Raw genomic sequence first — 26,608 nt, forward strand, 5'->3', positions numbered from 1 at the left:
ACCTGCTCCGTTAGGAGTAGGTATTTTCTATACGTAATCTTTCTAATCAGTACACATCAGCATAAAAAAATGGTAAAATGAAAAGAATCTGTGTAAAGTAATATTAAGATAGCTAGAGATATTCGAGGAGGATAAAAATTGATCATTGCGATCATTATACTGCTGTTTGTGTCACTGTTTTTTTCAGGTAGTGAGACAGCCCTGACAGCAGTCAATAAAATGAAATTACAGTCCAGGGCGAATAAAGGGGATGCTTCAGCAAAACGTCTTCTGAGACTGGTTTCAAGACCGAGTGTATTTATCACTACGATACTTATCGGCAACAATATAGCAAACATACTGCTGCCTACGCTCGTGACGACAATGGCACTCGACTATGGTGTTAATGTAGCGATCGCTTCTGCTGCACTGACCATTATCATCATTGTTTTCGCAGAGGTCATCCCGAAATCGGTGGCCGCAACATTTCCGGAACCCATCGCGATGGCGGTCGCACCCATAATCACTTTTTTCGTCGTCATTTTCAAGCCAATCACTGTTGTGCTCAACTGGTTAACGGATGCACTGGCTAGAATACTTTCAAAAGGGGAACTTGGGGGGGCTGCATCAGTCTCGAAAGATGAATTGCGTACCATTGTTGATATCGCAGATTCCGAAGGGATGCTTGCAAAGGATGAGTCCTACAGAATCAAAGGGGTACTGGAATTCCGTAACTTGAATGTGAAGGATGTTCTGACGACCCCAAGGACCGAGATGGAGGTCATATCTTCAACAGCGACATACGAAGAAGCGCGTGACCATGTCATCAATCATATGTATACAAGGTATCCAGTATACGCAGAAGATATGGACGACATCATTGGGGTATTCCACTCGAAATATCTGCTCCAGTGGTCGGTCGATCCATCTAAGAATCTCTTGGACTTTTGTGACCTGGACCCATTGATCATACATGAATTCCAACCGGTCGAATATGTTCTGCGCAAAATGACCAAAGAACGACGTCACCTTGCGATTGTCATTGATGAGTTTGGTGGTACAGAAGGCATACTGACACATGAAGATATTATAGAAGCGATGCTTGGTTTTGAAATAGAGGATGAAACAGATCTCAGGAATGATGCACTCGTGGAATCCATTACAGAAACCCGCATTGTATGTGACGGAAAGATCACTCTTCATCGTCTGAATTCGATATTTGATACAGAAATTCCACAGGAAGAAGATACGCTCTCAGGATTTCTGCTCAAGGAGTTCAAAGACTTCCCTGTTGAAGGGGATACGCTTCAATATGGCCACCTCAAGTTCGAGGTGATGATCATGGAAGACCAGATGATCCGCAAGGTCGATATAGTAAAAGAAGGCAGTAGGTAGAAGGTGTACATCCAGACGGATGTACACCTTTTTATGTGTTAGACTATAGAAAAACACCATGAAAAGGAAGGATTCATTTGAATATTTCAACAATAGGCACAGGATTCATTGTAGATCGATTCATCGAAGCAACGAAGCAGGTTGAAGGTGTTGAAGTCTATGCTGTGCATTCACGCACTAAAGAGCGGGCAAAATCATTCGCTGAAGCACATCAGGTGGACAACCACTTTACTGACGTATCAGAAATGCTTGCTCAAAATCAATACGATACCGTCTACATTGCTTCGCCGAACAACCTACACTATAAGTATGCCAAGCAGGCACTCGAATACGGCAAGCATGTCATCTGCGAGAAGCCGTTCACCTCGAATACGCGTGAACTTCAATCACTCATCGATTTGAGTCGGGAGAAGGGCTTGTTTTTGTTCGAGGCCGTAACCGGAATTCACCTGCCACACTACAAAGCAATAAAAGAACATCTGCATAGAGTGGGTGATGTTAAAGTGGTTCAGGCAAACTATTCGCAGTATTCCAGCCGATATGATGTATTAAAGGGCGGGCAAACACCCAATGTTTTCAACCTTGATTACTCAGGTGGCGCATTAGCTGACTTGAATATCTATAACCTTCACTTCGTCATCGGGCTCTTTGGCAGACCTGAGACTGTTTCCTACTTCCCGAATAAGTTTGAGAACGGGATAGATACATCGGGCGTCTGCGTAATGCAGTATGCAAACAGTGTCGCCACGTGTGTCGGTTCGAAGGATACGAAAAGCGAAAACAGCGTTCTGATACAAGGAGAACAAGGATATATCAAAGTAAATGGATCAGCGAATATTATCGATTCCATCGAAATATGTACTGATGGATACGAAAAAGCGATCGACCTTGGTCAGCATGAGAATAATATGGTTTCTGAAATTGAGGATTTCAAAGAAGTCTACGATAACAATGACCATCAATCAGCATCTGATTGGCTCGAACACTCCATGCATGTAATGGATGCATTTGAAAAGGCAAGAAAGGGCGCTGACATACTGTATCCCGCAGATAATGAGTAAAATTTTTCTGTATATGCAGCGTATCTAATGATACGGCCCCCATCAATAATTGATGGGGGCCGTATTAAAATTATACTGGATCAAGGAACCATATTGCCTGCTGCTTTGTAGATATGATACCACTCTTCCCGTGTAAGTTCGATCTCTGCTGCCTGAGCGATGTTCTGAAGTCTTTTTGTATCGGTTGTACCGATAATGGTCTGCATATTGGCAGGATGTCTAAGTATCCAGGCAACAACGACGGCATTCTTCGTCACATCATGCGACCGGCCGATGTTTTCGAGTACCGCATTAAGAACGTCGAATTTCGGATCATCCATGATGATGCCTTCGAAGTAGCCGTAATGGAAAGGCGACCATGCCTGCAACGTTACGTTGTTCATACGGGATTGTTCGAGCAGTCCGCCATCTTTATCTGCAGCGCCGTCAAAAGGTGTGTTGGCCTGAATACCGCTATTGATCATGTGAGAAGCAGCGGGTCCAAACTGTACCTGATTGGTAATGAGCTTATGGTCCGTATACTTCTGGATAAAATCAAATTGGGTCGCATTGAAGTTGCTAAGGCCGAAATGTCTGACCTTTCCAGTAGCATGGAGCTGGTCGAACGCCTCTGAAATCTCTTCAGGATCCATCAGTGCATCCGGTCGATGCAGCATGAGCAGATCTAAATATTCTGTCTCGAGTCTCTTTAGTATATTATCAACAGAACCGATGATATGTGTCTTTGATAAATCATAGTACTGAATGTCTTTTGTGGCCCCTTGACGGATACCGCACTTGCTTTGAATCAGAATATCTTCGCGATTCACTTCAGTAGCGAGCAATCTGCCGAATTTCCGCTCACATTCTCCACTTCCATAGATGTCTGCATGGTCGAAAAGATTGATGCCACAGTCGATTGCCGTGCCGATATGTCTGGCCAATGCCCCCGTTTCCAATTCTGAAATGCGCATACAGCCGAGTACTATCCTCGAAGCTTCAAGTTCCGAACCTCCAAGCTTGATTCTATCCATATTAATCACCTCATTTTCATTCTACCACATGCTTAAATATAGATCTGAATGCTAAGTATGTATAGGTTTGATTAAGATACTGTAAAGTACATTGACTTGAAGATGCTATTTCAATATTTTGGATAGGAGAGGGCTTTTTCCACTCATAAAATACATATATCTACTCGGGAGGTAGAGGAAATGAACATCGTATTTAAACGATTCCTTCTAATGCTATCAATCATCGTAGTTGCTGCAGTTGTTGTAGCATGCGGGAACGATAGCTCAGAAGAAGCAACCACTGAAGAAGGAGACGCCTCGGAGAATACTGAAGAAAATGCAGAGAGCAATGAAGCGGATGCATCAAGTTCTGAAGGCGAAGAAGTCGAATCGCTGTCAATGGGATTCATTCCTTCAAGTGACGCAGGGAATATCGCAACAACAGCAGAACCGCTTGAAGAATTTTTGAGCGAGGCGCTTGGGATAGAAGTCAATGCAGAAGTAATGGTCGACTACAGCGGTTTGATTGAAGCGATGAGAACTCAGCAAGTTGATATCGGCTTCCTTGCGCCTTTTAGTTTCGTACAAGCTGAGGATAGAGCAAACGTTGAAGTCATTCTGAAATCCATCAGAAATGGTTCTGAATCATATACTGCTCAGTATATCGTTAATGCTGATTCAGATATCGAGAGCATCGACGATCTAATAGCTGAGGAAGGTCTCGTCTGGGCATATCCAGATACGCTGTCTACATCGGGCTATCTTTTCCCTGCTGCACAAATGAAAGAAATGGGAATTGAAAACTTGGAGAGCCACTTCCAACAGCTTTCAGTTGGCGGACACGATAATGCGGTGACACAGGTTTATGACGGTCAGGCAGATTTCGCAACAACGTTCGATGACGCGCGAGCTACTGTAGAAGAAGAACTTCCAGATGTTATGGATCAGGTCAAGGTTATTGGCAATACAGATGAGATTCCAAACGATACAATTTCCGTTCGTTCGGAATTACCTGAAGATATGAAGCAACAGATTACAGATGCATTTATGAGTTTGAATGATAACGAAGAAATGCTTGAAGTCATGTACGAAATCTACGAATGGGATGGACTCGCTGAAGCCTCATCCGAAGATTACGATATCGTCCGTGATGTTTATGCAGAATTCGAAGAAGAACTCAGCGAATAGGCGGTCATACTTGCTAGAGGGGTGGGAGACTTGCTTCCCATCCCTTTTTTACATATTACAAACAAACCCAGGATGGTGGACCTATTGATAGAATTTAAAAATGTTTCGTTGGTATATCCAAACGGACATGAAGGATTAAAAAACATAGATCTGACAATCAATAGAGGAGAATTTGTTGTTATTGTCGGTATGTCAGGTGCCGGCAAGTCTACTCTTATCAGAAGTATCAACCGCATGGTAACACCGACGAGCGGTGAGTTGATTGTAGATAATGAGGATATCCTTAAATTGAAAGAACGCAACTTGAGAAAGTTAAGAACCAATGTAGGAATGATTTTTCAAAGCTATAATATCGTCAAGCGTATCAGTGTCCTCCGAAATGTGTTGGCCGGCAGGCTTGGGCACACTGGAACTTTAAGAAGCCTTTTAGGAATGTTTCCACAAAGTGACCTGAAACTGGCGATGAGCAACCTTGAGCGCGTCGGCATCGAAGAAAAAGCTTATATCAGGGCGAGCAATCTAAGTGGGGGACAGCAGCAACGTGTAAGTATTGCGCGTGCGTTAACCCAACAACCGAAAGTGATACTGGCTGATGAGCCAGTGGCAAGTCTAGATCCTCCCACATCTCATAAGGTCATGAAAGATTTGAAACGTGTCAGTAAGGAAGATGGATTGACGACCATTGTCAATCTGCACTTCATCGACATGGCAATGGAATATGCAGACCGCATTATAGGATTGCGCAATGGTGAACTGGTTTTTGATGGCCCGATTGAAGAAGTGACGGAGCTGACGTTCGAAGAAATATATGGTCGTCCGATTAAAGAAGACGACCTTATCGGAAACGAGGAAAAGATGGATGAAGAAACCCAGCCTGAACAGATCTGATCGTATTGTATTGACACCAATGCGTTTCAAACTTTTCATCCTTGGTGTCCTCCTCATAATTACTCTGTTGTATATTGGTGCGGTCTACCAAACAAAAGCTTTCCCGAATCGTGTCGTTGAAGGATTGCCGATAATTTTCTTCTTTGTAATGGACGACCTTTGGCCACCGAGCTGGAAGTACTTGAGAAGTGTTGTACAGCCTCTACTTGAAACATGGAATATTGCGCTTTTCGGCACTACGTTCGGCGCAATACTTGCCTTACCCATCAGTTTCTTAGCAGCATCGAATATTAATACAAACAGATTTTTCTATCGTATTGTTAGAGTCTTCTTTAATATTCTGCGTACTGTACCGGAGATCATTCTAGCTGTATTATTTGTCGCACTAGTTGGTATTGGTGATATATCAGGCATTCTGGCACTTACTGTACTAACGATCGGCATTGTCGGCAAGTTGTTGAGCGAATCAGTCGAATCAGTCGATGTCGGTCCACTTGAAGCCATCCGGGCATCTGGAGGGAATACGCTACAGGTCATACGATATGGGGTTATGCCGCAAATCTTACCCCAGTACGCGTCCTACACCCTTTATTGTCTTGAAATCAATGTTAAGGCATCTGTCGTGCTTGGTTTTGTAGGGGCTGGCGGGATTGGTATTATTCTTAGACAGCAACTTAGTTTGTTCACATATGAAAATGTGGCGGCGATTATATTTACGCTATTCGTTGTGATATCTATTATTGACTTCATCAGCAACAGGCTAAGGGAGCGTCTTGAATAATGAATGAGAACCAGAAACTGAAAGTCAACGGAACATTTAGTCGCAAAAAACGTATGTACATATATGCGATATTATTCATACTCGCAGGCATTTATCTCAGTGCGGTGCTATCGACGCCTTTTCAGGTGAATGGTTCCTCAGTATCGGTATTTGAAAATTTACGTCGTTTGTTCATCGAACCCATCATCAACATAAGTAATTATGGAAAATATGCCGAATACACTGTTTATATGTTTGAAACCATCGCCATCGCATATGCTGGTGTCCTCGTTGCAACCTTGCTTGCTGTTCCGATCGGGTTCTTAGCGGCACGAAATGTAGGAGGTAGGTTTTCTTATTTGGGCAAGGCCATTCTGAACGCCATAAGGGCCATACCAGAACTTATCTTTGCAATCATCTTTGTCGCTGCAGTCGGTATTGGTCCCTATGCAGGTGTCCTTGCTATCAGTATCAATTCCATCGGTATGCTCGGCAAGCTCTATGCTGAAGTCATTGAATCGATGGACACTGAAAACGTCGATGCTATCAAAGCAAGTGGTGGTAATAGTGTCCAATCCATGTGGTATGGCATATTCCCACAAGTGATGCCTGAGTTCATGTCTTACGCATTGTACCGCTTTGAAATCGATGTACGTGCTTCCACAGTGCTTGGTATCGTTGGTGCAGGGGGAATTGGCGCACCACTCATACTTGCCACCTATCAGAGGAGTTGGGAAGAAGTGGGCATGATACTTCTCGTAGTCATCGTATTTGTTAGCCTGATTGATGTGTTGTCCGGAACTATAAGAAGGCGCCTAGTCTAGCTCCCCAGTCTTCATAGCCCAGAGGACTTTCCGTTTTTAGAATAGAACATCAAAACCTTGGGTAAATGAATGGTAAATACATTAAATTTATAGGGGGCTTATAATGAGTAAAATGGAATATGGCAGTGACTATAAGAATATACCGACCTATTCGACTGAAAGTGGAAATGTGAGAGAGGTACTGCCGGACCTTTGCACTTATACGAACAAAATTGTCAATCTGCATTTGGTGGGACACCCTGAAAGTTCCAATTTTGTACTGATTGATGCTGGTTTAACAGAGTCTTCGGATGCCATCATTAAAGTGGTGGAGGAGCGTTTTGGACAAGGATCGCGACCGCAAGCCATAATTCTGACGCACGGACATTTCGATCATGTGGGTTCGATTATCGAATTAATCGAGCATTGGGATGTGCCGGTATATGCTCATAAACTGGAACTACCCTATCTAACGGGAAGAACCCCTTATCCGGATCCTGATCCGACTGTAGAAGGGGGGATGATGGCTAAGATGTCATCAATCTATCCGAAGGAACCGATTGATCTAGCAGAAAATGTACACTCGCTACCAGCAGATGGAACAGTTCCCTATTTGCCTGAATTTGAATGGATCCACACACCTGGCCACTCCGAAGGACACGTCTCTTTCTATCGTGCATCTGATCGAACATTGATTGTGGGCGATGCCTTCGTTACTGTAAAGCAGGATTCATTGTATAAGACGATGCTGCAGAAGCAAGAGATTCACGGTCCACCGGTTTATTTTACAAATGACTGGGAAGCTGCAAAGGCGTCTGTCGAAAAACTAGCATCTATCGAACCTGAAACGGCGGTGTTCGGTCATGGTAAAGCCCTACAAGGGGTAGAACTACGTGAGGGTCTGAACAAGCTTGTCGAAAACTTCGATGAAGTTGCTAAACCGTCCCACGGTAAATACGTAGATGAAGAAAAATAGAATATGAGTTTCAAGGCGTGCCGATTTAATTTATAATGGAAAGAAAAAAATCGAGGTAGTAATATGAAGTTTTCACATATCGCATTAGGTTTTTCCATTGCTTTGGCTCGCTTTCTCTACAAGCAGGACAAGGATATCACTACGACTTACCATACGCATGAATCCTTGCGGGTCCCTGAAGCTTTTGATGGCTATAAGATCATTCAGATTTCCGATTTTCATAATGCTTGGTTTGGTTTTCGATCAAGCAAGCTGATTCGTGAAATAAGGAAGATTGATGGCGATGTCATCTTTGTGACAGGCGATGTCATCGATCGCCGTACTCCAAACTTCAAGCGGTCTATGGGGTTGATATCACAACTTGTCGACATTCTGCCAACCTATTATGTAACAGGCAACCATGAAGCTCACTATAGGGGATTTGACAGACTCGAGCGGGCGATAGATGCCTCTGGTATGAAGAATATCAGTAGGAGCAACGAACGTCTGAATGCCGGGAATGACCATATTAGACTGGTCGGTATGGAAGATTTGTGGTTCTATGGAACGGATGGGGATCATCAGGTAGTGGATGATTTCAAAGAGGATCTTGAGCATCGCCTTGAGAACAGGCCTGATCGTTTTACCATTGTACTGTCTCACCGCCCAGAGTTATTTGATGTATACACAAGCTTTCCAATCGATATTGTCTTCACCGGTCATGCACATGGTGGACAGATTCGTCTGCCAGTCGTCAAAGGGCTTTATGCGCCGCACCAAGGTGTACTTCCCAAATATACTGAAGGTGTTCATAAAGAAAATGATACCAGTATGGTTGTCAGCCGTGGTCTCGGCAATAGCCGTTTCCCATTTCGCGTCTTCAATCGTCCAGAGATCATCGTCATGGAACTCAAGCGTCAGCAGGGCGTACAGTAGCGGAGGACCTGCCTAAGCTAAAACTGCGAATAAAAAGATTGAGAATACAATGCTAAAACCAGCTTGTCGGAGGATTTGACGAGCTGGTTTTGTTCGGTATATCTAACTATATATTAAATAAAGCTCGTATCGGTCATCTTGTCCGATACGAGTTTTATTTTTAAAATTAATTGTAGAAAATCATGTCTGGAGTATTTGCTTCTGTAATGACATCAGTTTTCTTCAAGTACTGATTCATTTTGTGGAAATCGACATCTGCACCGATACCGTATGAAGTATTAACATCTACAATACCATCTTCCGCAACGACTTCCGGAGTGATGATATCCTCATACCAATATCTGTTGGATGATGCAGTATCACCGGGCAATGTAAAGTTGCTGAGAGTCGTAATGGCAATGTTATGAAGGCGGCCGACGCCCGCTTCTAGCATGCCACCGCACCATAAAGGAATGTCATGCTTTTCGGCGAGATCATGGATCTTTATAGATTGTGTAAGACCGCCTACACGCCCAACTTTCACATTGATAATTCTGCAACTGCCCAGTTCAATGGCGCCGAGAGCAGACTCGTAGGAATCAATACTTTCATCAAGACATACGGGCGTACTAATCTCCTTCTGCAACTTGGCGTGATCAATAAGGTCGCCAGCAGCGAGCGGCTGCTCGATCATCATCAAATCGAAGGCATCGAGTGCCTTCAGTGTTTCGATATCATCCAATGTGTAGGCGGAATTGGCATCTGCCATGAGTGGAATGTCGCCGAAACGTTCTCTAATCTTACGGATCATATCGATATCGCGACCAGGCTTAATTTTCACTTTGATACGTTTATAGCCTTCGTCGACTTTCTCCTGAACTCTTTCGAGCAACAGTTCGTCAGTGTCTTCAAGACCAAGTGAGATGCCGACCTCCACTTGTCGCTTTTTCCCACCGATGGCTTCTGATAGTGACATACCTTTCTGTTTGGCATGGAGATCCCAGACAGCACCTTCGATGGCGGCTTTTGCCATGTTGTTTCTTTTAAAAGGTTTGAACAGTTCCCAAACTTCATCAGGATGCTCTATTTCGTTTTGCACTACGAGTGGTGCAAAATACTTTTTCATCGCAATGATGGATGCATCCATGAACTCCTCGGAGTACAGAGGGTCTTCTCCAGATACACATTCTCCGAAACCGGATAGACCACTATCGTCAATGGCTTCAACGATTGTTATAAAACGGTCCTGTTGGGTACCGAAGCTTGTGGTGAAAGGTGTCTTCATCTTCATCAAAAGCTGGTGCAGTCTGATTTCTGTAATCTTCATTCAATTTTTCCTCCTATACTGGTCCCCAGTTGATGGCTACAAGGACAATTATATAGATAATACCGAGGACATACCATATAAGTACAAGCGGCAAGGCGAATTTGACCCATTTAGTATATGGTACGCCAGCAATAGCAAGGTTTGCCATCAGAACACCGGAAAGTGGCGTAATGATATTGGTGAAACCATCACCCATTGTGTAAGCCTGTACGGCGACCTGACGCGGGAAGTCCATAATATCCGCTAGTGGTGCCATGATTGGCATGACAATCGCTGCCTGACCGCTCCCTGAAGTGACGATTAAATTGAAAAGTCCGTTAGCGAGAAACATTATGATGGCGCCACTTGTACTCGAGAACGGCTCCATGATGATGGCCATAAAATTAACGACACTATCCAAGACCAATCCTTGTTCTAGAATGACGACAATCGAACGTGCCATTCCGATAATAAGCGCACCATAAAGGACTGCGTTGGCGCCCTCGATGAAGGTTGAAATCATGTCATTCACGTGGATTCTACCTATAATTGCTGTAGCAACCATGATAACTAGGAAGACGGCAGACATTTCACCAAGACTCCAGTCCGCTATGAATACACCAGTTACATAGGCACCAATGCCGCCTGCCAACGCAAGTAGCACGAGAATGTGTTTCAACTTCATATCTTGCTGACCGAGTGTCTGTCCTTCTGTTGGGACTTTCGGGAAAGGATTATCTTTTAGTATGCTACGGCTTGGGTCTTTCTTGATACGATTTGCGTACCAGATGACATAAATCATGGTTACAATCAATGCGATGATGTACATCACCGTACGTTCCGGCGCTCCTGAGAAGGTCGGTATCTCAGCAATTTCTTGTGCGAAACCGATAGTCAACGGATCAAGTACAGCCACACCAAAGCCGACATAGGCACCGAGATAGATGATGGATATTCCAATGATAGCATCCATTTTCATCGACCGGGCCAGGATAATACCGAGCGGTATGAAAGCGATGACCGCGTTGACGACGATTCCGAGCGTACCGAATATGGAGAATACGACCATTACAAGGGCGATGAGCAGCCATTCCTTATTTTGTGTTATGCGGATGATCTTTGTAACCAATGCGTCAATAGCACCGGTTCTTTCGATGACAGCGAACGTGCCGCCAATGATAAGTACTAGGAATATGAGATTCGAAGTACTGATCAATCCTTCGACAATGGCACTGAAGATATCGAGAAAGCCAGCTGGATTGGAGTCGATGATACTGAATGTACCAGGTATAATTACATCTATACCCTCGGCAGATTCCTCGGTTTCGAAAGTACCCGCTGGGATTATGTATGTTGCGATGGCTGCAAGAACAAGGAAGAAGAAAAGAATTGCGTAAGCATCAGGCATGCGAAAGCCTTTCTTTTTCTTGGGTTCAATACCGTTTTCTTCAGTTGATTCATTTTTCTCTGTCATAGAATACCTCCAGTTTGAATTTTCTTTTAATTAGATATAGTATAGTAGAGAGTGAATGAATATTCAATAACTTGTATGGAAGGAGATATATTTTGCTAAAAGAAAATATACAGGAAGTATTTGAACATATGCACGCACATCCAGAACTGAGCTACGAAGAGACCGAAACGACCGAATATATATACAATTATCTGAAAGACGCAGGCTTTTCTCCAGTAAAGTTTAGTAATACAACTGGGCTCTATTGTGACATCGGCAATTTCGATGAAGGTCTCCCAGTCATTGGTATCAGAGCGGATATTGATGCACTTTATCAGGAAGTGAATGGTATCAAGCAAGCCAATCATTCTTGCGGTCATGATGCTCACATCGCGATGGTCATCGGTACAATGCTGAAAATTAAAGATGATAAAGCTCTTGAGACCAGAGGGGTGAGGTTTATATTCCAACCTGCTGAAGAGGTGGGGACGGGTGCGCTTTCTGTTGTCGATGAAGGGATAGTCGATGATCTCGACTATTTCTTTGGTATCCACTTGCGGCCAATCGAGGAGGCGACCAATGGTTTTGCCACACCAAGCATTGAGCACGGGGCCGCCAGCTCACTAAAGTTCAGAATTGTTGGGGAAGATGCGCACGGTGCGAGACCACACCTCAATCACAATGCTATAGAGGTCGGTGCGGACATCGTTAATATGCTCTCAAAGATACACATCAATCCAGTCATTCCTTCTTCGGTGAAAATGACGAAATTTCTAGCTGGCGGGAAGTCCCTGAATATTATTCCAGGTGCTGCAGAATGTGGAATCGACATGCGTGCGCAGACCAACGAACAGATGGACAAGCTAAAAGAGCGCGTTTTCAACATTCTTAAGTATATTGAGGAATTCTACGAAGTGAAAATCGAAGATATGGAGTTCTCGGGAATCGTAGCAAGTGAGAGCCATCCGGACGCGATTGAAGTACTGCGAAAGTCTATTGTGGATGTTCTTGGAGAAGAAAAGTGTCTAGAACCGATTGTGACGAGTGGTGGCGATGATTTCCACTACTATACGGTCAAACTACCGAAACTGAAAGGGGCAATGATTGGAATCGGATGTGACCTCACCCCAGGATTGCATCATCCGGACATGTCGTTCGAACACTCAGCGATGCAGAATGGAACTGAAATACTGTACAAAGCAATCGTGAACGTAGAATAAATGGAGCAGGAAGAGTGACGCAGAAGAGCGAGTCAGTACTATTGACGATGAGAGGATCCAAGCCCCACTTGCACTTGATAAATCGATTCATTCGAGAGATGAAGATGGTAGGATGAGATGTTTACATCAAAAACGGTATTCTCTATACAATCATCGACAAAACTGACGGATGTAAGCTCTCTGTGGTAGAGGATCGGCTATTAAAAATATAGGAGTATAAAAAAATCCTGGACAGCGTCCAGGATTTTTTTATATGCTCTTGTATTGTTCTTCGTCTATACTACCTTCATCAACAATACCCATCGCATCTTCTTCCAGTTTACGGTTGTAGAGGAAGAGGATGATGATGGCTGCGATACCTACAGTAATCATATTGAGCACTGCAAGCAGTGCAGCTGTACCAAAGTTTTTCGTGTAGGCTTTGAAAATACCGAAGAAAGCAATGGATTCCATCAGAACGTAGGTGATGGCAATGTCGCCGATTGAGAGACCCATTACATATACGACGATACCAATAATAGCAAACGCAAGTCCAATGGTTCTAGGATTGAATTTGCCACGATCAAGTACATGCCCATCAAACATCTGGCCCCCCAGATAGAACGTACCGAACGGAATGAAACCAAGCAGCGGCATATCAAGATTCTTTTTCTCTGCAACACGGAAAAGGAAGTAGCCCTGAAGAAGCCACTTGACGAGACCAATCAGCGAAAAGAAAATGATTAGCAGTATACCAACAATGGCGATACCTGCTAGAAGACCGATTATTTCCATTTATTTATTCACACCCTTCAGTGAAATTATACCATATTTCTAAACGTACATAAAATAAGAAGCAGGCTTATAAGCCTGCTTCTAGCTACCGTATCTACGGTAGTTTCTGGCGTTTATCTTATCAGCACTACGGTAGGCATCAACGACAGCGTAAATCCAGACAATCGGTAGGAATACATATCCGATAAGTACAACTGTCAAAGCACCATTTATCAATTGTATAAGAATGATGATGATACCTTTGAGAATTTGGCCATTATATATCTGGCCAAGTCCATTGACGAGTGCACTCAGTACCGCTGCAATACCTGAACTTTTTTGCGAAGGCATTTTTTCACCCCTTGAATAGTATCAACTACCTCTATATTCCCATTATTCTTTATCTCTAAACTTTTTCTCGCGTGCTCTGCCACCTGGCATTCTGAATGGCCACCAGTTGCCACGGCCAAATGTGATGACGAATGCAGGTACAAGCAACGGGAGTACGATGAATGCATAGAATAGCAAAGCGAAGATGATGACACTTGCAACCTGTATCAATATGACCATACCCGATGGAAGCAGTGCCGCAAAAGTGCCAGACAGAATGATGACTGCTGTAATAACCACACCACCCATGCGTCTGATGGACTGTTCGATTGCATCACGAATGCTACGGTCAGCCAACTCTTCACGGAAACGGTCAATGATAAATATTGAGTAGTCGATACCGAGAGCAGCGAATATGATCAGGCTGAAGAACGGTACCGCCCAGTTCAGTTCACCATACCCAAGGAAACCAAGGAGCCATTGTGTGATCGTAATTGATGCAAAATAGGTAATGAAAATTGAACTGATCATCGAAATCGGCAGTATCAGTGATCTAAAGATGATGGCAAGCACTACGAATAGTGTCAGGATGAAGATGATTACAACCCTATTGTAGTCGTCATTTGAAATCTGATTCAAATCCCGGTTCATACTTGTAACCCCGGAAAAATAAGCGGTGGTGTCATCGCTATTTAGACGATGAAGTTCATTTTCTACAGTTGTTTGGATCTCGTCTAGGGTGGACATGGCCTCATGACTGTACGGATCAACGGCAAGGACGACATTCATTATGAGGGCTTCGTTGTTATCACCGAATGCGTACTGGTCGACAGCGGCCTCAATTTCGTCATTATCTATGAATTCTTGTGGAACGTTAATTCCTGTTTGATCTACTGCTTGGTTATCACTGATACCCTCAAGCAGACTCGATACTTCTTCGAGGCCGTTTTGTATTTCATCAATGCCTTCAGCCGAATCAGCGAGACCATTGCTTAGCTCGCTCAGCTGTTCACTCGCCGCTGCTTGCTGTTCGTTTAGCTGGGTGTTAGCAGCATCAACTTCTTCAGACAGTGTCGTCAGTCCTTCTTGAACTTGTGAGAGCTGTGTCGCTGCGCCTTCAGCGTCTCCTGTCTGCTGCATATACCAGGTGATCTGTGTGATGCTGTCATTAATTTCATCAATTCCTGCTCCAAGTTCAGACAAATCACCGCCTGTTGCTTCATTGTCAGCAAGGCTGTTGCTTGCTTCGGTGAGACCGGTCGATATCTCCGCTAAGCCGTCCTGCATTTCTACGATGCCCTCATTTGTCTGTTCGAGCTGATTACGTACATTGAAGTCTTCGATCGCTTCGCCTGCAGGACGCGTAATGGTTTGTACTTCTTTTACTCCTTCAAGGCCGGAGACTGTGGAGGAGATTGCATCCAGTTTCGATAGGCTTTCCTGGTTCAGAAGATCATCGCCGTTAGATAGGATGACCCGCACTGGGAAGAGTTGACCTTCATCGAAGTTTTCGCTAACAACATTGGTTGCATGTACAGTTGAGTAGCCGTCGTCCAGTTCTTCTATGGAGTCGAAGTTCACTTCGTCATCGTAGAACAGGGCTATTGCGATAAGTATGGCAAAGATGGAGAAGATGATGCGTGTCGGATACTTCAAGGACAATATACCAAGTGGTGTCCACAACCTACTCTCCTTGAATTCTGTTTTCTTGATGTTTGGCCAGAAGATATATCTTCCGAGCAGGTACATCAGTACAGGAAGTAGTGTGAAGATTGCAAGCAAAAGGAAGACGACACCCAGTGCCACGCCGACTGCAGAACGGTAGATTTCGAAATTGGCGAAGTAGAGTACGCCGAATACGATGGCACCGGAAAGACCACTGATGAACACTGTTTTTCCGGCAGTCGAGAAGGTACGGATGATGGCATCGTATTTATCATGGTGTTCGAGCTCCTCTTTGAAACGGTTAAGCAAAAGAATACAGTAGTCGGTACCGATACCGAATAAAATGACGATGAGAAAACTCTGGGTTTGTGGTGAAATCGGGAATCCAAACCACTCCACGAACCAACCGACAAAGGATTGGCCGAGCAGATAGGCGACACCAACAACTGCTACAGGTACAAATGGTGTCACAATGGAGCGGAACATGAGCAGCAGTACGCCGACAACGATAATGACAGTAAATATTTCGGTGGACTGTATACCTTCCATGGCATCTTGTTCGACTGTGCTCTGAATCAGCTCATTTGAGGTCATGGAAGTGTCGGCATCTGTCGTATTCATCTCTTCGATTGAAGCTGCGATACTGCTGATGTCGTTGACCGGACCGACATAATCCATCGGAATCATAATGACGCCGTTGTCGTTATTGATAAAGTTCTCCTGCACAGACGCATCATAAGTAAAAGGATTGATAACATTATCTACCTCATCAAGCGTTCTGATCTCTTCAATATAAGAGACGATATCCGACTCGTGTGAACTGACTTGGTCTTCAAACTCGAGCACGAGTGACATCGTTTCTTTATCTTGACCATAAGCTTCAAGGAACTGCCTTGCCTGTTCACTCGAAGATTCATCCGAGAGTTGGATGTCTCCTTTTTCTGTTGCCAACTGAGTCAGATTGGGAGATAGAATAAAGGTAGTTGCAGCAAAGATGAGCATCAATACTGTGACCGGCCATTTGAATTTAAGAATGTGTTTCATCTTGTGTTCCTCCAGGTATATACTTCAAAATTGTGAGCGTTGCTTCATAGAGCTTCTTTTCTTCATCTTGTGAAAGATTCGATATATCTGCTCTAATCTTACCGAGAATGCTGTCTATCGACTCTTCAAGTAATGCTTCTGCTTCCGGAGTCATAAGAATCAACTTAGAGCGTTTATCTTGTGTCAGTTCATTCTGTTTAATGATGACAAGTTTCTTGCGTTCAAGCTTTTTGACTGTGTGCGTAATGGCGCTTCTTTGGACATCGAGCGCCAAGGCTAGCGCCGAAGGGGTGGCGTGCCCGTTCAAGTAGATATACTGAATGATATCCATCTGTGTTTTGGAAATATGAAGGCGCGCGACAGAATCAGTAACATCGTTAAACACCTGTGTATAACCATAGCCGTAAATATCCCTTAAATTGTGGATAATCTCTTTTCTTTTATCCATGTATTGCACCCTCACTTAATTGTTGAGCATACTCAACTAATTGAAATATACCATAGTTTAGCACGCGAAGTAGGTTCGGTCAAAAGATAATATGTGACACTTCTGTAAAGATGTAAGTAAAAAAGGAGACGCCCAGAGGGCGTCTCCTATTCTAGTGATCATCTATTCCATACACGGTGTGCTTTAACATCCTCGAGGAATTGGTCGACATTCTTTTCTATGTCGGTCACCCCTTTTGCATCCAGTGAGAACGGAAGTACATCGGAGATGTCGCCTTCATCGACGCCATATCCGATTGCCTTTTTATGTTTGAAGGCTATGGCAAGGTTCTCAATTGCCTCAGGCTGCAGTGATTCCTTACCTTTTAGCACAACAACAGCATCAAACAGGACAGAATGAACGGTATCGAAGGTCTCTTCAACCATCACATCTCCTATGCTGTGTATCTTATCAGAAATGAAGCTAACATCCATGCCATGCTTTTCGAACTTATCTTTTGTCTCCTTCAATGTTGCCTCCGCAACATCCGGTGTAATCATGACACCAAGTGTACGCGTTTCAAGCGAAGTAGGGTGGTTGGTCATGCTAAGCGCTGGAGAGCTTTTACTATATGTGGATTCTTCTACTGCTTCGGGCAGCTCAGCGCCTACCTTGTCCGCAACGTACTCTGTCATTTCTCGATCAATCTTATTGAGAACTTCTCTTAGAACATTGTTTCTGACTGACATATTCTTGCATTTGCCGAGTTCGAAACTCAAAGCATCGAACATATGCTGCTTCTCATGATCCTGCATGGAGTTCAGGAATAATTTTGCTTGGCTGAAGTGGTCTTTAAAGCTTTCACTTCTAGCGCGCACTTTTCTACCTTCGACTTTTTCATTGTAATGTTCAAATCCGCCTTCTTCCGGACTGGCAGGTTCAGGCTGATTATCATTTAAAGCATTCTTATGGTAGGAAGTCTGTCCTTTAGTAATATTCATCTGGTTGTAGCCTTCTCGCTGATTGTTTGCGAACGGACAAACAGGGCGATTGATTGGGATCTGATGAAAATTTGGCCCGCCGAGACGAATCAGCTGTGTATCAGTGTACGAGAATAGTCGACCTTGTAGCAATGGGTCATTTGAGAAGTCGATGCCTGGAACAACGTGACCAGGGTGGAAAGCAACCTGTTCCGTTTCCGCAAAATAATCATCTACATTTTGATTAAGGGTCATTTTACCAACGAGCTGAACAGGTACATCTTCTTCAGGCCAGATTTTAGTTGGATCGAGTACGTCGAAGTCCATATTGAACTCGTCTTCTTCTGGTATAACCTGCAATCCAAGCTCAAACTCGACAGCATTACCTTTATCAATATTTTCCCAGAGATCTTGGCGATGGAAGTCAATATTCTTACCATTAATCAACTGTGCTTCGTCCCAAACGACCTGGTGTGCACCGAGCTTCGGTTTCCAGTGGAACTTAACAAAGTGGCTTTTGCCCTCCTTATTGACGAGCCTAAATGTATGCACGCCGAAACCTTCCATCATGCGGAGGCTTCTCGGGATGGCGCGATCACTCATGAGCCACATAATCATATGCGCACTTTCTGTATTTTGGGAAACGAAATCCCAGAAGGTATCATGAGCTGAAGCTGCTTGCGGAATTTCATTGTGTGGCTCTGGTTTAACAGCGTGTACAAGATCTGGAAACTTGATGGCATCTTGGATAAAGAACACAGGCATGTTGTTACCAACAAGGTCGTAGTTACCTTCATCTGTATAGAATTTCGTAGAAAATCCGCGTACATCACGTGGGATGTCCATAGAACCTCTATTTCCCGCGACCGTGGAAAATCTAACAAAGACGGGCGTCTTCTTGCTAGGATCATTCAGAAAGTCTGCTTTTGTATATTTTTCAAGAGATTCGTACACTTGGAATTCACCATGCACACCAAACCCTCTGGCATGTACTACACGCTCTGGAATACGTTCATGGTCGAAATGCGTCATTTTTTCACGGAAGTGGAAGTCTTCCATAAGCGTTGGGCCGCGTTCACCAGCTTTTAAAGAAAATTCGTCCTCACTGACGGGTAGGCCTTGGTTTGTTGTCATCTTTGCTTTTTTCGTATTATCTATCGTATTCTTCTGTAAATCTTCTTTTTTCTTGTTCATAATAAGCCCCCTGAAATTGATGTCTTCCACATCATAGTATCAGCCTATAGAGGGGTTTACACGCATTTATGCTTTGAAGTTTTAGAGCGCATAAAGCTGGGTAAATAAAAAATTTGGGACCTGAAAGACAGGTCCCAAATTTTTGTTTTATATGCTCGATCTAATTTCTTCTATAAGCTTGTCATCAAGCTGACTGTGCTCACTTAGGAACCCTTTTACGCCTGCTTCCTCGATTCTTTGCTTCATTTCAATCTGTTCTGGATCATCACTGTTATTGAACTGCAGTGCAAACATTACAAGTTTAGATAATGCGGAATGATCCATATTTTGATTATGAAGATAGACAAGTGGTTTCACGATCCGGTCGTTTGGACTAAGCTTTCTCAAAACACCACGACCTACACGATCAAGATCATCTGACAGATAGGGGTTTTTGAACCTGGCGATAATCTTTTCGATATATTGCTTTTGTTCGACTTCTGTAAAATCGTAGTTGTGAGTAAGATAAAGCGTCGTTTCTTCAAGAACCTGTTTCAGGTAAGAGACAACCTTTTCATCATCCATCGCTTCAGAAACGGTCGTGTAGCCAAGCGTTTTGCCGTAGTAGGCGATGCCTGCATGACCTGTATTTACAGTAAATAGTTTACGTTCAATGTAGGGCATGAGGTCCTCAACATAGTTTACGCCCGCTAGGGTATCTTCTCCTACCCAGCTGTTCTTTTCGATGACCCACTCGAAGAACGGTTCTACTTTGACATCGAGTATATTGTCATTTTTTTGAATGGGAACAATTCGATCAACGGCGGAGTTTGGAAATCCGACATTTGAAGGCAACGTCTCATTCACTTCTGAGAAAATAGCAGTTTTGAGTGTGTCTGTTGCAAGTACAGCATTCTCGCATGCAATAATATTGAGCGGTTTATCAGTCTGACGATTTGCCAGATGTGGTGCAAGAGTCTTAGCGATAATCGGCAGAATATTGACACCGACTGCTGTCGTAATGATGTCAGCCTGAGAAACTGCTTCTGACAATTGATCCGGATCATTTGCAGTATGCACACCATTTACACCACTGATTTTGTAGGACGCACCGTTTTCCTCAGAAATGTGTACCGTGTATTCATGGTCTTTATTCAATGCATCAATGATTTCAGTATTCACATCTGCGAAAGTCACTGCATATCCATTGTCATGAAGGACCTTGCCGATGAAACCACGTCCGATGTTGCCTGCTCCGAAATGAACAGCTTTCATATTATAGGTCCTCGTTTTCGAATAGTGCGATGATTTCGTCGGCAGACGAAGCGTTGATTACTTTCTCTGCATTTTCTTCCTCTGAAAATAGAACAGCAATTTTCTGTAGCATTTCAAGGTGTTCGTTATTCTTTCCAGCGATTCCGAGTACGACCTTGGCTTCGTTTCCATCGAAGTCGACACCGCCTGGTACTTGGACGAGTGACAGCCCACTTTTGATGACTGAAGTTTTCCCTTCGTCTGTACCGTGTGGGATGGCGAGACCGTTACCCATGAATGTGGAAACCACTTTTTCACGCTCTAGCATGGAGTCGATATAGGCTGCTTCAACGGCACCTTGGTCAACAAGGATTTGTCCTGCTTTTTTGATTGCTTCCTCTTTTGAGCTTGCTGTCTGGTTAAGTACAATATTTTCTTTTTGTATCATTGAAAATCATTTCCCTTCTATTTGTAGAGTGTCTTTATATAATCTTTCATTATATTTTCCACCTCAGTGGACGATTCAAACAAGTAGCCGATATTCATGTGATGCGTTCCGAATAGGACGCTCAATTCACTGATCATATCAGCAACTAGTGTCTTTTCGGGGACGAGCAGAAGAATCTGATAGTCGACTGCCACTGTCTCTCCTTTATAGTTCCGGTCTTCTATACCCGCTCGATTATGAATAAACACCATCCGATGGGCATTGATTACTGGTGACCTGATGTGAGGGTAGGAGAAACCGGCCTCTCCTACGATGAATCCAGTTGTTTCAAAACGCACTTTGAGAAGCTTTAGAATCTCGATAATATCGTCCTGTGACATATCCGTTTCAGAAGAAAGTGCCTCTTCTATTGATGCAAGGGCATCAGTACGGCGGTCCTTTGCTAAAAAGGAGCGATTAAGGTAGAGTTCAGATGCCTGTATCACCTGGTCAGGATTGACGTCGACCTGAACCATTTCTCTCTCTGGTACATGACGCAGCGGGGTAGCATCAAGACGCGAGATGGCTTCCGTAATCTTCTTCTCATCACTGGCATCGAGCAGCGGGCTAACGAGAATATAGTTTTCAAGATCAAGCGGTACGGTGCTCAGTACCAGCTCATTATCATGAATATCAGTTTCTGCCACTTCGGAAATGGAAAGTTCCTGGCGAATGTACAAATTGTTGAATCTGCTGCGGAGCTGGTTCGCAAGTATTCGGCTCGTTCCGATACCACTGGAACAGACCGTCGTCACTTCAACTTTAGGATTAGCGTGCAGAATACCGCCGAAGTGAATGGTCAGAAACCCGATTTCAGACTCATTGAGCTTACGTGTATCAAAGTGTTGCTTGAAACTCTCACCGACGACTTCAAACAATGCTGGATATTTTTCCTTAATGGTATCGAGCAATGGATTGACGGTGATGATTCCAGATTCCATTCTGTGTAGTGTCGGCTCGATATGGAGTATCAACCCTTCCTTGAGTTCAGGGTAGGCATAGAAAGGATAGTCCATTCTCCGGCTAACCGTATTGATGAAATGAATTGTCGCCGATTCGATGGAATCCATGTCTCTTTCCGACTGGAACTTTCTGCGGCTGCCTCGAAGGTGCATACATATGAAGTAGACTTCTTCTTCAGGAAACGTAATTGAAAACTCAGTCTCCAGTTTGCTGGTCAAAGCTAGAGAAACTTCAAATTCCTGAGTTTTATTAAGTTCCTCTTTAAGTGAATGTTTCACTGATACGTTCTGAGCGTGTTCAGTACGGTCGATGGCTAACACGATATGGAGGGTCAGATTGAGATAGGCATTTTCAGTCAGCTGATAAGGAAGTACATCGAGCTCATCCATGAGTAGACGTTCTACTTTGAAAATGTTGTCGGCTTCAAGCAACCCCATGATTTTGTTGTTGACCAATGAGCTGAACACAAAGTTATTTTCAATGACCGAGTAGATACTGTTCGAATTCAGCTCGTTGACCATCATGTCTGCGAGGAAATTCTGCTTGTTCAACTCGTCTCCGACAAGCTGAATGCCAATTGAACGAATTTTAGTGATTTCGAGATTAAATGCACCTAAAGTGCCAGTCATCTGTCCAATGAGCTCATCCACTGCATGTTCACTCACCCCGAGTTCGACAGCGAGGGCACTTTTCTTTATGCCTTCGGTATTCAGCATGAGGTTATAGATCAGGGCAACTTTCTTCTCTTCAGTACTGAGGTCTTTATCTGCGTTGGCATTGATGAAAGTTGTCAATGCATCAATTTCCGGCGTGTCGAGTGCCACTTTCACACCCTTTTTATACTCACGGATCACTCGGATGTTCAATTGCTCAAGCGTTTCTGTAACATTCTTCAGTTCACGATGAATGGTCCTAGAGGAGACACCGAGTTTATCAGCAAGCTCTTTAATAAGTAGAAAGGTGCCATTATGATATATGAGCTCGTTGATGATTTTCTTCTCTCTTGAGCTGATCATAATGGCACCTCCTTTAGTTCAAGCTATTGGTGTTTCTTCAGTTCCTCTGTCAGCTCTTCGTATTTCGGACTGTTGAGGAAGTTGTCGACTGAAATATGCTTTGCAGTCGGTACTTTGTTTTCTGCGCGCTCAGTCAGTACTTTTTGCGTGATGATAATATCTTCGTCACCTTTGAGCTGGTTGATTGCAGAGTTTGTAACCTCTATATCGAGTCCTGCTTTTTTGAACTTATTCTTAAGCATACCCGCTCCCATGGCACTTGAACCCATTCCAGCGTCACAAGCAAAGACAATCTTATCCACTTGGCTATAGTCGAAGGTAGTCGCTGCTGTATCGTCTGCAGCTGCTTCGGATTGGCTCAATGTACCAGCAACAGTGGACTTTTTACCTTTTGCTGCTTCCATCTTCTGTGTAGCGCCTGCAATATCGTCATCAGGCTGTTTTGTAAATTTGAGCAGCAGTGAAGCGACGATAAATGATACGAGCGTTGCTGCAAATACACCGAGGAACATGATGAGGTGTTCGCCTCCAGGAGTCATTGCAACGTATGCAACAATACTTCCTGGCGCCGGTGGGCCTGTAAGACCGAAACCGAATAGTGTGTATGTCAGAATACCGGTTGCACCACCAAGAATTGCTGCAACGACAAGTATTGGTTTCATCAAAATGTAAGGGAAGTAGATTTCGTGAATACCACCGACAAATTGAATCAATGCGGCACCAGGTGCTGTAGCACGAGCTGTGCCTTTACCGAATACCATATATGCAAGCAGGATACCAAATCCAGGACCCGGGTTTGATTCTAGTGTGAACAGGATCGAACGGCCAACTTCCTGAACTTCTTCAGTCGCAAGTGGTGTCAGAACACCATGGTTGATTGCGTTGTTAAGGAATAGAACTTTGGCAGGTTCGATGAATATACTCGCTAGTGGTAGGAGGCCTGCATCAACGACGACGTCGACTAAGTCGCCAAGTCTTTGAGTCAGCCAAGAGACCACTGGACCAAGTCCGTAGAAACCGAAGAGAGCAAGCAAGAATGCCAATATACCAGCTGAGAAGTTGTTGACAAGCATTTCTAATCCTTGGCGTGTTCTAGGAACCAAGAAGCGGTCAACTTGCTTGATTAGGTACCCACCAAGTGGACCCATTACCATCGCGCCAAGTAGCATTGGCGAGTCTGGGAATGCAGTGATGATTCCCATTGTAGCAGTGGCACCGACGACGCCACCACGCGCATCATGGACTAGTTTACCACCCGTATAAGCAATAAGTAGCGGTAGCAAGTAGGTGATCATTGGACCAACCATGCCAGCCAGTTCTTCGTTTGGCAGATAGCCGTCTGCAATGAATAGTGCAGTAATAATACCCCACGCAATGAATGCAGCAATGTTTGGCATAATCATGCTGCTTAGAAACGAACCGAAAGCTTGAACCTTTCGAGACAACCCTTTCTTTTGTTCGGACATTTATGTTCCCCCTTATGAATAATTACTTGTAACTAAATGATAGCTCGTAACATATACACTTACAATATAAACAAAAAGCGAGTTTGGCACACAAACTGTGACAAAACACATGTTATGTTTTAAAAGGTAAATACTGTAATGTTATACTTGAGAAAACGTTATACATAAAGGAGAAGTTCTATGTTCGAATATCAAGGTCTCTTCAAGACAAATGGCAAAGGTCGGCACACGAAAACATTCTGGTTCACTGTCCTAATTTTTATTATGATCTACGCTGCAACAATTGCATTCATCTCGCTAGTTGCTCTCCCTATTTTCATGTTAGAGCCAGCATTTGCGGCATTGTCTATATTTTTTATCTTTCTATTATTAATATTGATTGCAATTTTTATTTTCTATCCGTTGTCGGTTGGCGTACTTCGATACTTCACTGCCACATACAAGGAGCAGGATTATCAGTTCAAAGATGCCTTCGCAGTTTTCAAAAAAGGCAACTACAGTAAGGTTATCAAAGTCGGTTTACTGACATTTGTCGCTTATCTTATCTTTTCGTTTGCAGTGAGTATGCTCATGCAGGTACTCTTCATGATGGTAAACGCTCCTGTGTTCGCATTTTTTGACACGAGTAATATGGAAGGTGCATTTTCAAGTGGGGAAATCGGCACGATCGCTACAGTGCTTCTACTCAACCTGCTGCTAGTCCTGCTCTCATATATTCCTTATATATTTGCGACAATCTACATTTTTCTCGTTTATATGGCCTACATCGATGAGCCGTTGATACCTACCACTGAAAAATTCCAGATTGCTTGGGATGTAATGTTCCGTGGTGGCGAGAGTATTACCAAACTAATATTCAGCAATTTGATTCTATGGATCATCCCAATTATTATCTACGCACTCTTCATTGGCGGTGCAGCACTCCTCGGTATCTATTTTGAAGAGACAGCCTTCGTTGTTATGCTTGTATCAGGAGTCATAGCCATGATGATTGCTTACTTTATAGTAATGTATTTCACGGTCGGCAGTGTTGCTGCCTACTACTTCAGGGGACGACATCATCTAGATGAAATGCACCGAAATTTACAACAAGTATAGCTTTATTCAGAAGATTGAAACTTTGGTTTCGATCTTCTTTTATGTTTTAAATAGGTCAGGCTTGGAGTAGAATTGCGGTAGTGTGAAAAACGGAGGTGTGCAATTGAGCGAAAGTAAAAAAGGTGTCCTGTTTGCACTCGGCGCCTATGTAATATGGGGATTTCTACCGATCTATTGGAAGCAGGTCGAAGATATTTCATCATTTGAAATTATCGCCCATAGGGTATTTTGGTCTTTTATTTTTATGATCATCTTCATCTTTGCGACAAATAGAATGCATTTGTTCCGTAAAGATCTAAAGTTCATATTCAAAGAGAAGAAGAAAATCGTCGCACTTTTTGCAGCGTCTGTCATTATCACTTCGAACTGGCTGATGTACATCATTGCGGTTAACAACGGACACATTCTGGATGCGAGCCTCGGCTACTACATCAATCCGCTGATTAGCATCATGATCGGATTTGTCGTCCTTGGTGAGCGTTTCTCAAAACTGCAGTGGGGTGCCATACTCATCGTCTTTATAGGTGTTACATATCTCGCGGTCGGTCTTGGTTCAGCGCCATGGATTTCACTTTATCTGGCACTATCATTCAGTATCTATGGTTTGATTAAGAAGGTCATCAATATGGACGCGGTATTTGCCCTTGCTGTTGAAACATTCGTTCTGGCGCCGTTTGCACTTATATATATTCTGTTTGTTGAAGGCAGCGGTAACGGTAGCTTCGGCGTCAACTCAGACAGCCTGATTATGATCGGTACAGGCATTATTACGGTGATTCCGCTACTTTTGTTCTCATTGGGTGCACAGCGTATCCGTCTGTCATTAATCGGCATTTTACAATATTTCGCACCGACAATCATGCTTCTGATCGGTGTTTTTATGTACGGAGAGGCTTTTACAGAGATTCATACCGTTGCCTACATTTTCATATGGGGTGGGCTCGCACTCTATACGTTCAGCCGATTCCGCGAGATGCATAGAGAGGCTCAGAACAGACCAAGACGACGTGCAAGCCACTAGCATATTATTAGTGAAT

Annotated in this window: 23 protein-coding genes; 11 read left to right on the top strand and 12 right to left on the bottom strand. The window is 43.6% G+C overall.

Annotated elements, in window-relative coordinates:
- Positions 1-138 precede the first annotated feature (138 nt).
- Together ACFOJ8_RS01855 and ACFOJ8_RS01860 are read left to right on the top strand one after the other, a co-directional pair.
- Positions 139-1,374 (top strand): hemolysin family protein, encoded by a 1,236-nt coding sequence (locus ACFOJ8_RS01855; protein WP_380651882.1) that lies wholly within the window; start codon positions 139-141, stop codon positions 1,372-1,374.
- A gap of 77 nt (positions 1,375-1,451) precedes the next feature.
- A complete protein-coding gene (locus ACFOJ8_RS01860; protein WP_380651885.1) occupies positions 1,452-2,435 on the top strand; it encodes a Gfo/Idh/MocA family protein in 984 nt (327 codons plus the stop codon).
- Between the two features lie 80 nt (positions 2,436-2,515).
- Here ACFOJ8_RS01860 and ACFOJ8_RS01865 read toward each other — a convergent pair whose 3' ends face one another.
- Positions 2,516-3,448, bottom strand: coding sequence for an aldo/keto reductase (locus ACFOJ8_RS01865; RefSeq protein WP_380651888.1), 933 nt, complete (start codon positions 3,446-3,448; stop codon positions 2,516-2,518).
- A 180-nt stretch (positions 3,449-3,628) separates the two neighbouring features.
- Between ACFOJ8_RS01865 and ACFOJ8_RS01870 the strand changes: the two genes are divergently transcribed.
- The 6 genes from ACFOJ8_RS01870 to ACFOJ8_RS01895 all read left to right on the top strand — a co-directional run bounded on the left by ACFOJ8_RS01870 (position 3,629) and on the right by ACFOJ8_RS01895 (position 8,957).
- On the top strand, positions 3,629-4,615 hold the full coding sequence (locus ACFOJ8_RS01870) for a phosphate/phosphite/phosphonate ABC transporter substrate-binding protein (protein ID WP_380651890.1): 987 nt from the start codon (positions 3,629-3,631) through the stop codon (positions 4,613-4,615).
- 84 nt (positions 4,616-4,699) lie between these two features.
- Complete coding sequence (phnC, locus tag ACFOJ8_RS01875) at positions 4,700-5,503, top strand: phosphonate ABC transporter ATP-binding protein (protein ID WP_380651893.1); 804 nt, start codon at positions 4,700-4,702, stop codon at positions 5,501-5,503.
- Positions 5,475-6,284, top strand: coding sequence for a phosphonate ABC transporter, permease protein PhnE (gene phnE / locus ACFOJ8_RS01880; protein ID WP_380651896.1), 810 nt, complete (start codon positions 5,475-5,477; stop codon positions 6,282-6,284). Before phnC ends, phnE (ACFOJ8_RS01880) begins: the two co-directional genes overlap by 29 nt.
- Positions 6,284-7,087 (top strand): phosphonate ABC transporter, permease protein PhnE, encoded by an 804-nt coding sequence (phnE, locus tag ACFOJ8_RS01885; RefSeq protein ID WP_380651899.1) that lies wholly within the window; start codon positions 6,284-6,286, stop codon positions 7,085-7,087. Before phnE (ACFOJ8_RS01880) ends, phnE (ACFOJ8_RS01885) begins: the two co-directional genes overlap by 1 nt.
- Positions 7,088-7,187: 100 nt before the next feature.
- A complete protein-coding gene (locus tag ACFOJ8_RS01890) occupies positions 7,188-8,042 on the top strand; it encodes an MBL fold metallo-hydrolase (protein ID WP_380656980.1) in 855 nt (284 codons plus the stop codon).
- 63 nt (positions 8,043-8,105) lie between these two features.
- Complete coding sequence (locus tag ACFOJ8_RS01895) at positions 8,106-8,957, top strand: metallophosphoesterase (protein WP_380651901.1); 852 nt, start codon at positions 8,106-8,108, stop codon at positions 8,955-8,957.
- Between the two features lie 166 nt (positions 8,958-9,123).
- Here ACFOJ8_RS01895 and menC read toward each other — a convergent pair whose 3' ends face one another.
- Entirely contained in the window at positions 9,124-10,263 is a 1,140-nt protein-coding gene (gene menC, locus ACFOJ8_RS01900) for an o-succinylbenzoate synthase (protein ID WP_380651904.1), read from the bottom strand.
- A 13-nt stretch (positions 10,264-10,276) separates the two neighbouring features.
- The gene (locus tag ACFOJ8_RS01905) at positions 10,277-11,716 is read right to left on the bottom strand and encodes a YfcC family protein (RefSeq protein WP_380651907.1); all 1,440 of its coding nucleotides are present in this window, start codon (positions 11,714-11,716) and stop codon (positions 10,277-10,279) included.
- A gap of 92 nt (positions 11,717-11,808) precedes the next feature.
- On the opposite strand from ACFOJ8_RS01905, the gene ACFOJ8_RS01910 reads away from it, so the two are divergent.
- Positions 11,809-12,915, top strand: coding sequence for an amidohydrolase (locus ACFOJ8_RS01910; RefSeq protein WP_380651910.1), 1,107 nt, complete (start codon positions 11,809-11,811; stop codon positions 12,913-12,915).
- 249 nt (positions 12,916-13,164) lie between these two features.
- On the opposite strand, the gene ACFOJ8_RS01915 is transcribed toward ACFOJ8_RS01910, so the two are convergent.
- The 9 genes from ACFOJ8_RS01915 to ACFOJ8_RS01955 form a co-directional block, all read right to left on the bottom strand.
- Complete coding sequence (locus ACFOJ8_RS01915) at positions 13,165-13,689, bottom strand: hypothetical protein (RefSeq protein WP_380651913.1); 525 nt, start codon at positions 13,687-13,689, stop codon at positions 13,165-13,167.
- Between the two features lie 81 nt (positions 13,690-13,770).
- Positions 13,771-14,019, bottom strand: coding sequence for a hypothetical protein (locus ACFOJ8_RS01920; RefSeq protein WP_380651915.1), 249 nt, complete (start codon positions 14,017-14,019; stop codon positions 13,771-13,773).
- A gap of 42 nt (positions 14,020-14,061) precedes the next feature.
- Positions 14,062-16,707, bottom strand: coding sequence for an MMPL family transporter (locus ACFOJ8_RS01925; protein ID WP_380651918.1), 2,646 nt, complete (start codon positions 16,705-16,707; stop codon positions 14,062-14,064).
- Positions 16,691-17,155 carry a MarR family winged helix-turn-helix transcriptional regulator gene (locus ACFOJ8_RS01930; protein ID WP_380651921.1) on the bottom strand — a complete coding sequence of 155 codons (465 nt, stop codon included), beginning with the start codon at positions 17,153-17,155 and terminating at the stop codon, positions 16,691-16,693. The genes ACFOJ8_RS01925 and ACFOJ8_RS01930 overlap by 17 nt, the downstream gene beginning before the upstream one ends.
- 158 nt (positions 17,156-17,313) lie before the next feature.
- Entirely contained in the window at positions 17,314-19,308 is a 1,995-nt protein-coding gene (locus tag ACFOJ8_RS01935) for a catalase (protein WP_380651924.1), read from the bottom strand.
- A gap of 147 nt (positions 19,309-19,455) precedes the next feature.
- On the bottom strand, positions 19,456-20,562 hold the full coding sequence (locus tag ACFOJ8_RS01940) for a mannitol-1-phosphate 5-dehydrogenase (protein ID WP_380651927.1): 1,107 nt from the start codon (positions 20,560-20,562) through the stop codon (positions 19,456-19,458).
- 1 nt (position 20,563) lies between these two features.
- Positions 20,564-20,989 (bottom strand): PTS sugar transporter subunit IIA, encoded by a 426-nt coding sequence (locus ACFOJ8_RS01945; protein ID WP_380651930.1) that lies wholly within the window; start codon positions 20,987-20,989, stop codon positions 20,564-20,566.
- Positions 20,990-21,006: 17 nt separating this feature from the next.
- On the bottom strand, positions 21,007-23,007 hold the full coding sequence (locus ACFOJ8_RS01950; RefSeq protein WP_380651932.1) for a BglG family transcription antiterminator: 2,001 nt from the start codon (positions 23,005-23,007) through the stop codon (positions 21,007-21,009).
- 23 nt (positions 23,008-23,030) lie between these two features.
- Entirely contained in the window at positions 23,031-24,473 is a 1,443-nt protein-coding gene (locus ACFOJ8_RS01955; RefSeq protein WP_380651935.1) for a PTS mannitol transporter subunit IICB, read from the bottom strand.
- A 180-nt stretch (positions 24,474-24,653) separates the two neighbouring features.
- Between ACFOJ8_RS01955 and ACFOJ8_RS01960 the strand changes: the two genes are divergently transcribed.
- On the top strand, positions 24,654-25,571 hold the full coding sequence (locus ACFOJ8_RS01960) for a hypothetical protein (protein WP_380651938.1): 918 nt from the start codon (positions 24,654-24,656) through the stop codon (positions 25,569-25,571).
- Between the two features lie 103 nt (positions 25,572-25,674).
- Positions 25,675-26,592, top strand: a complete 918-nt coding sequence (rarD, locus tag ACFOJ8_RS01965) for an EamA family transporter RarD (RefSeq protein ID WP_380651941.1) — start codon at positions 25,675-25,677, stop codon at positions 26,590-26,592.
- Positions 26,593-26,608 lie beyond the last annotated feature (16 nt).

This window comes from Salinicoccus sesuvii (genome assembly GCF_042648145.1).
Classification (GTDB): Bacteria; Bacillota; Bacilli; order Staphylococcales; family Salinicoccaceae; genus Salinicoccus; species Salinicoccus sesuvii.

Bases quoted from the DNA above. Each gene is read 5' to 3' on its own strand.
- ACFOJ8_RS01865 (WP_380651888.1), bottom strand. From the start codon at position 3,448: ATGGATAGAATCAAGCTTGGAGGTTCGGAACTTGAAGCTTCGAGGATA.
- ACFOJ8_RS01870 (WP_380651890.1), top strand. From the start codon at position 3,629: ATGAACATCGTATTTAAACGATTCCTTCTAATGCTATCAATCATCGTA.
- phnE (WP_380651896.1), top strand. From the start codon at position 5,475: ATGAAGAAACCCAGCCTGAACAGATCTGATCGTATTGTATTGACACCA.
- phnE (WP_380651899.1), top strand. From the start codon at position 6,284: ATGAATGAGAACCAGAAACTGAAAGTCAACGGAACATTTAGTCGCAAA.
- ACFOJ8_RS01895 (WP_380651901.1), top strand. From the start codon at position 8,106: ATGAAGTTTTCACATATCGCATTAGGTTTTTCCATTGCTTTGGCTCGC.
- menC (WP_380651904.1), bottom strand. From the start codon at position 10,263: ATGAAGATTACAGAAATCAGACTGCACCAGCTTTTGATGAAGATGAAG.
- ACFOJ8_RS01905 (WP_380651907.1), bottom strand. From the start codon at position 11,716: ATGACAGAGAAAAATGAATCAACTGAAGAAAACGGTATTGAACCCAAG.
- ACFOJ8_RS01915 (WP_380651913.1), bottom strand. From the start codon at position 13,689: ATGGAAATAATCGGTCTTCTAGCAGGTATCGCCATTGTTGGTATACTG.
- ACFOJ8_RS01920 (WP_380651915.1), bottom strand. From the start codon at position 14,019: ATGCCTTCGCAAAAAAGTTCAGGTATTGCAGCGGTACTGAGTGCACTC.
- ACFOJ8_RS01925 (WP_380651918.1), bottom strand. From the start codon at position 16,707: ATGAAACACATTCTTAAATTCAAATGGCCGGTCACAGTATTGATGCTC.
- ACFOJ8_RS01930 (WP_380651921.1), bottom strand. From the start codon at position 17,155: ATGGATAAAAGAAAAGAGATTATCCACAATTTAAGGGATATTTACGGC.
- ACFOJ8_RS01935 (WP_380651924.1), bottom strand. From the start codon at position 19,308: ATGAACAAGAAAAAAGAAGATTTACAGAAGAATACGATAGATAATACG.
- ACFOJ8_RS01940 (WP_380651927.1), bottom strand. From the start codon at position 20,562: ATGAAAGCTGTTCATTTCGGAGCAGGCAACATCGGACGTGGTTTCATC.
- ACFOJ8_RS01945 (WP_380651930.1), bottom strand. From the start codon at position 20,989: ATGATACAAAAAGAAAATATTGTACTTAACCAGACAGCAAGCTCAAAA.
- ACFOJ8_RS01950 (WP_380651932.1), bottom strand. From the start codon at position 23,007: ATGATCAGCTCAAGAGAGAAGAAAATCATCAACGAGCTCATATATCAT.
- ACFOJ8_RS01955 (WP_380651935.1), bottom strand. From the start codon at position 24,473: ATGTCCGAACAAAAGAAAGGGTTGTCTCGAAAGGTTCAAGCTTTCGGT.
- ACFOJ8_RS01960 (WP_380651938.1), top strand. From the start codon at position 24,654: ATGTTCGAATATCAAGGTCTCTTCAAGACAAATGGCAAAGGTCGGCAC.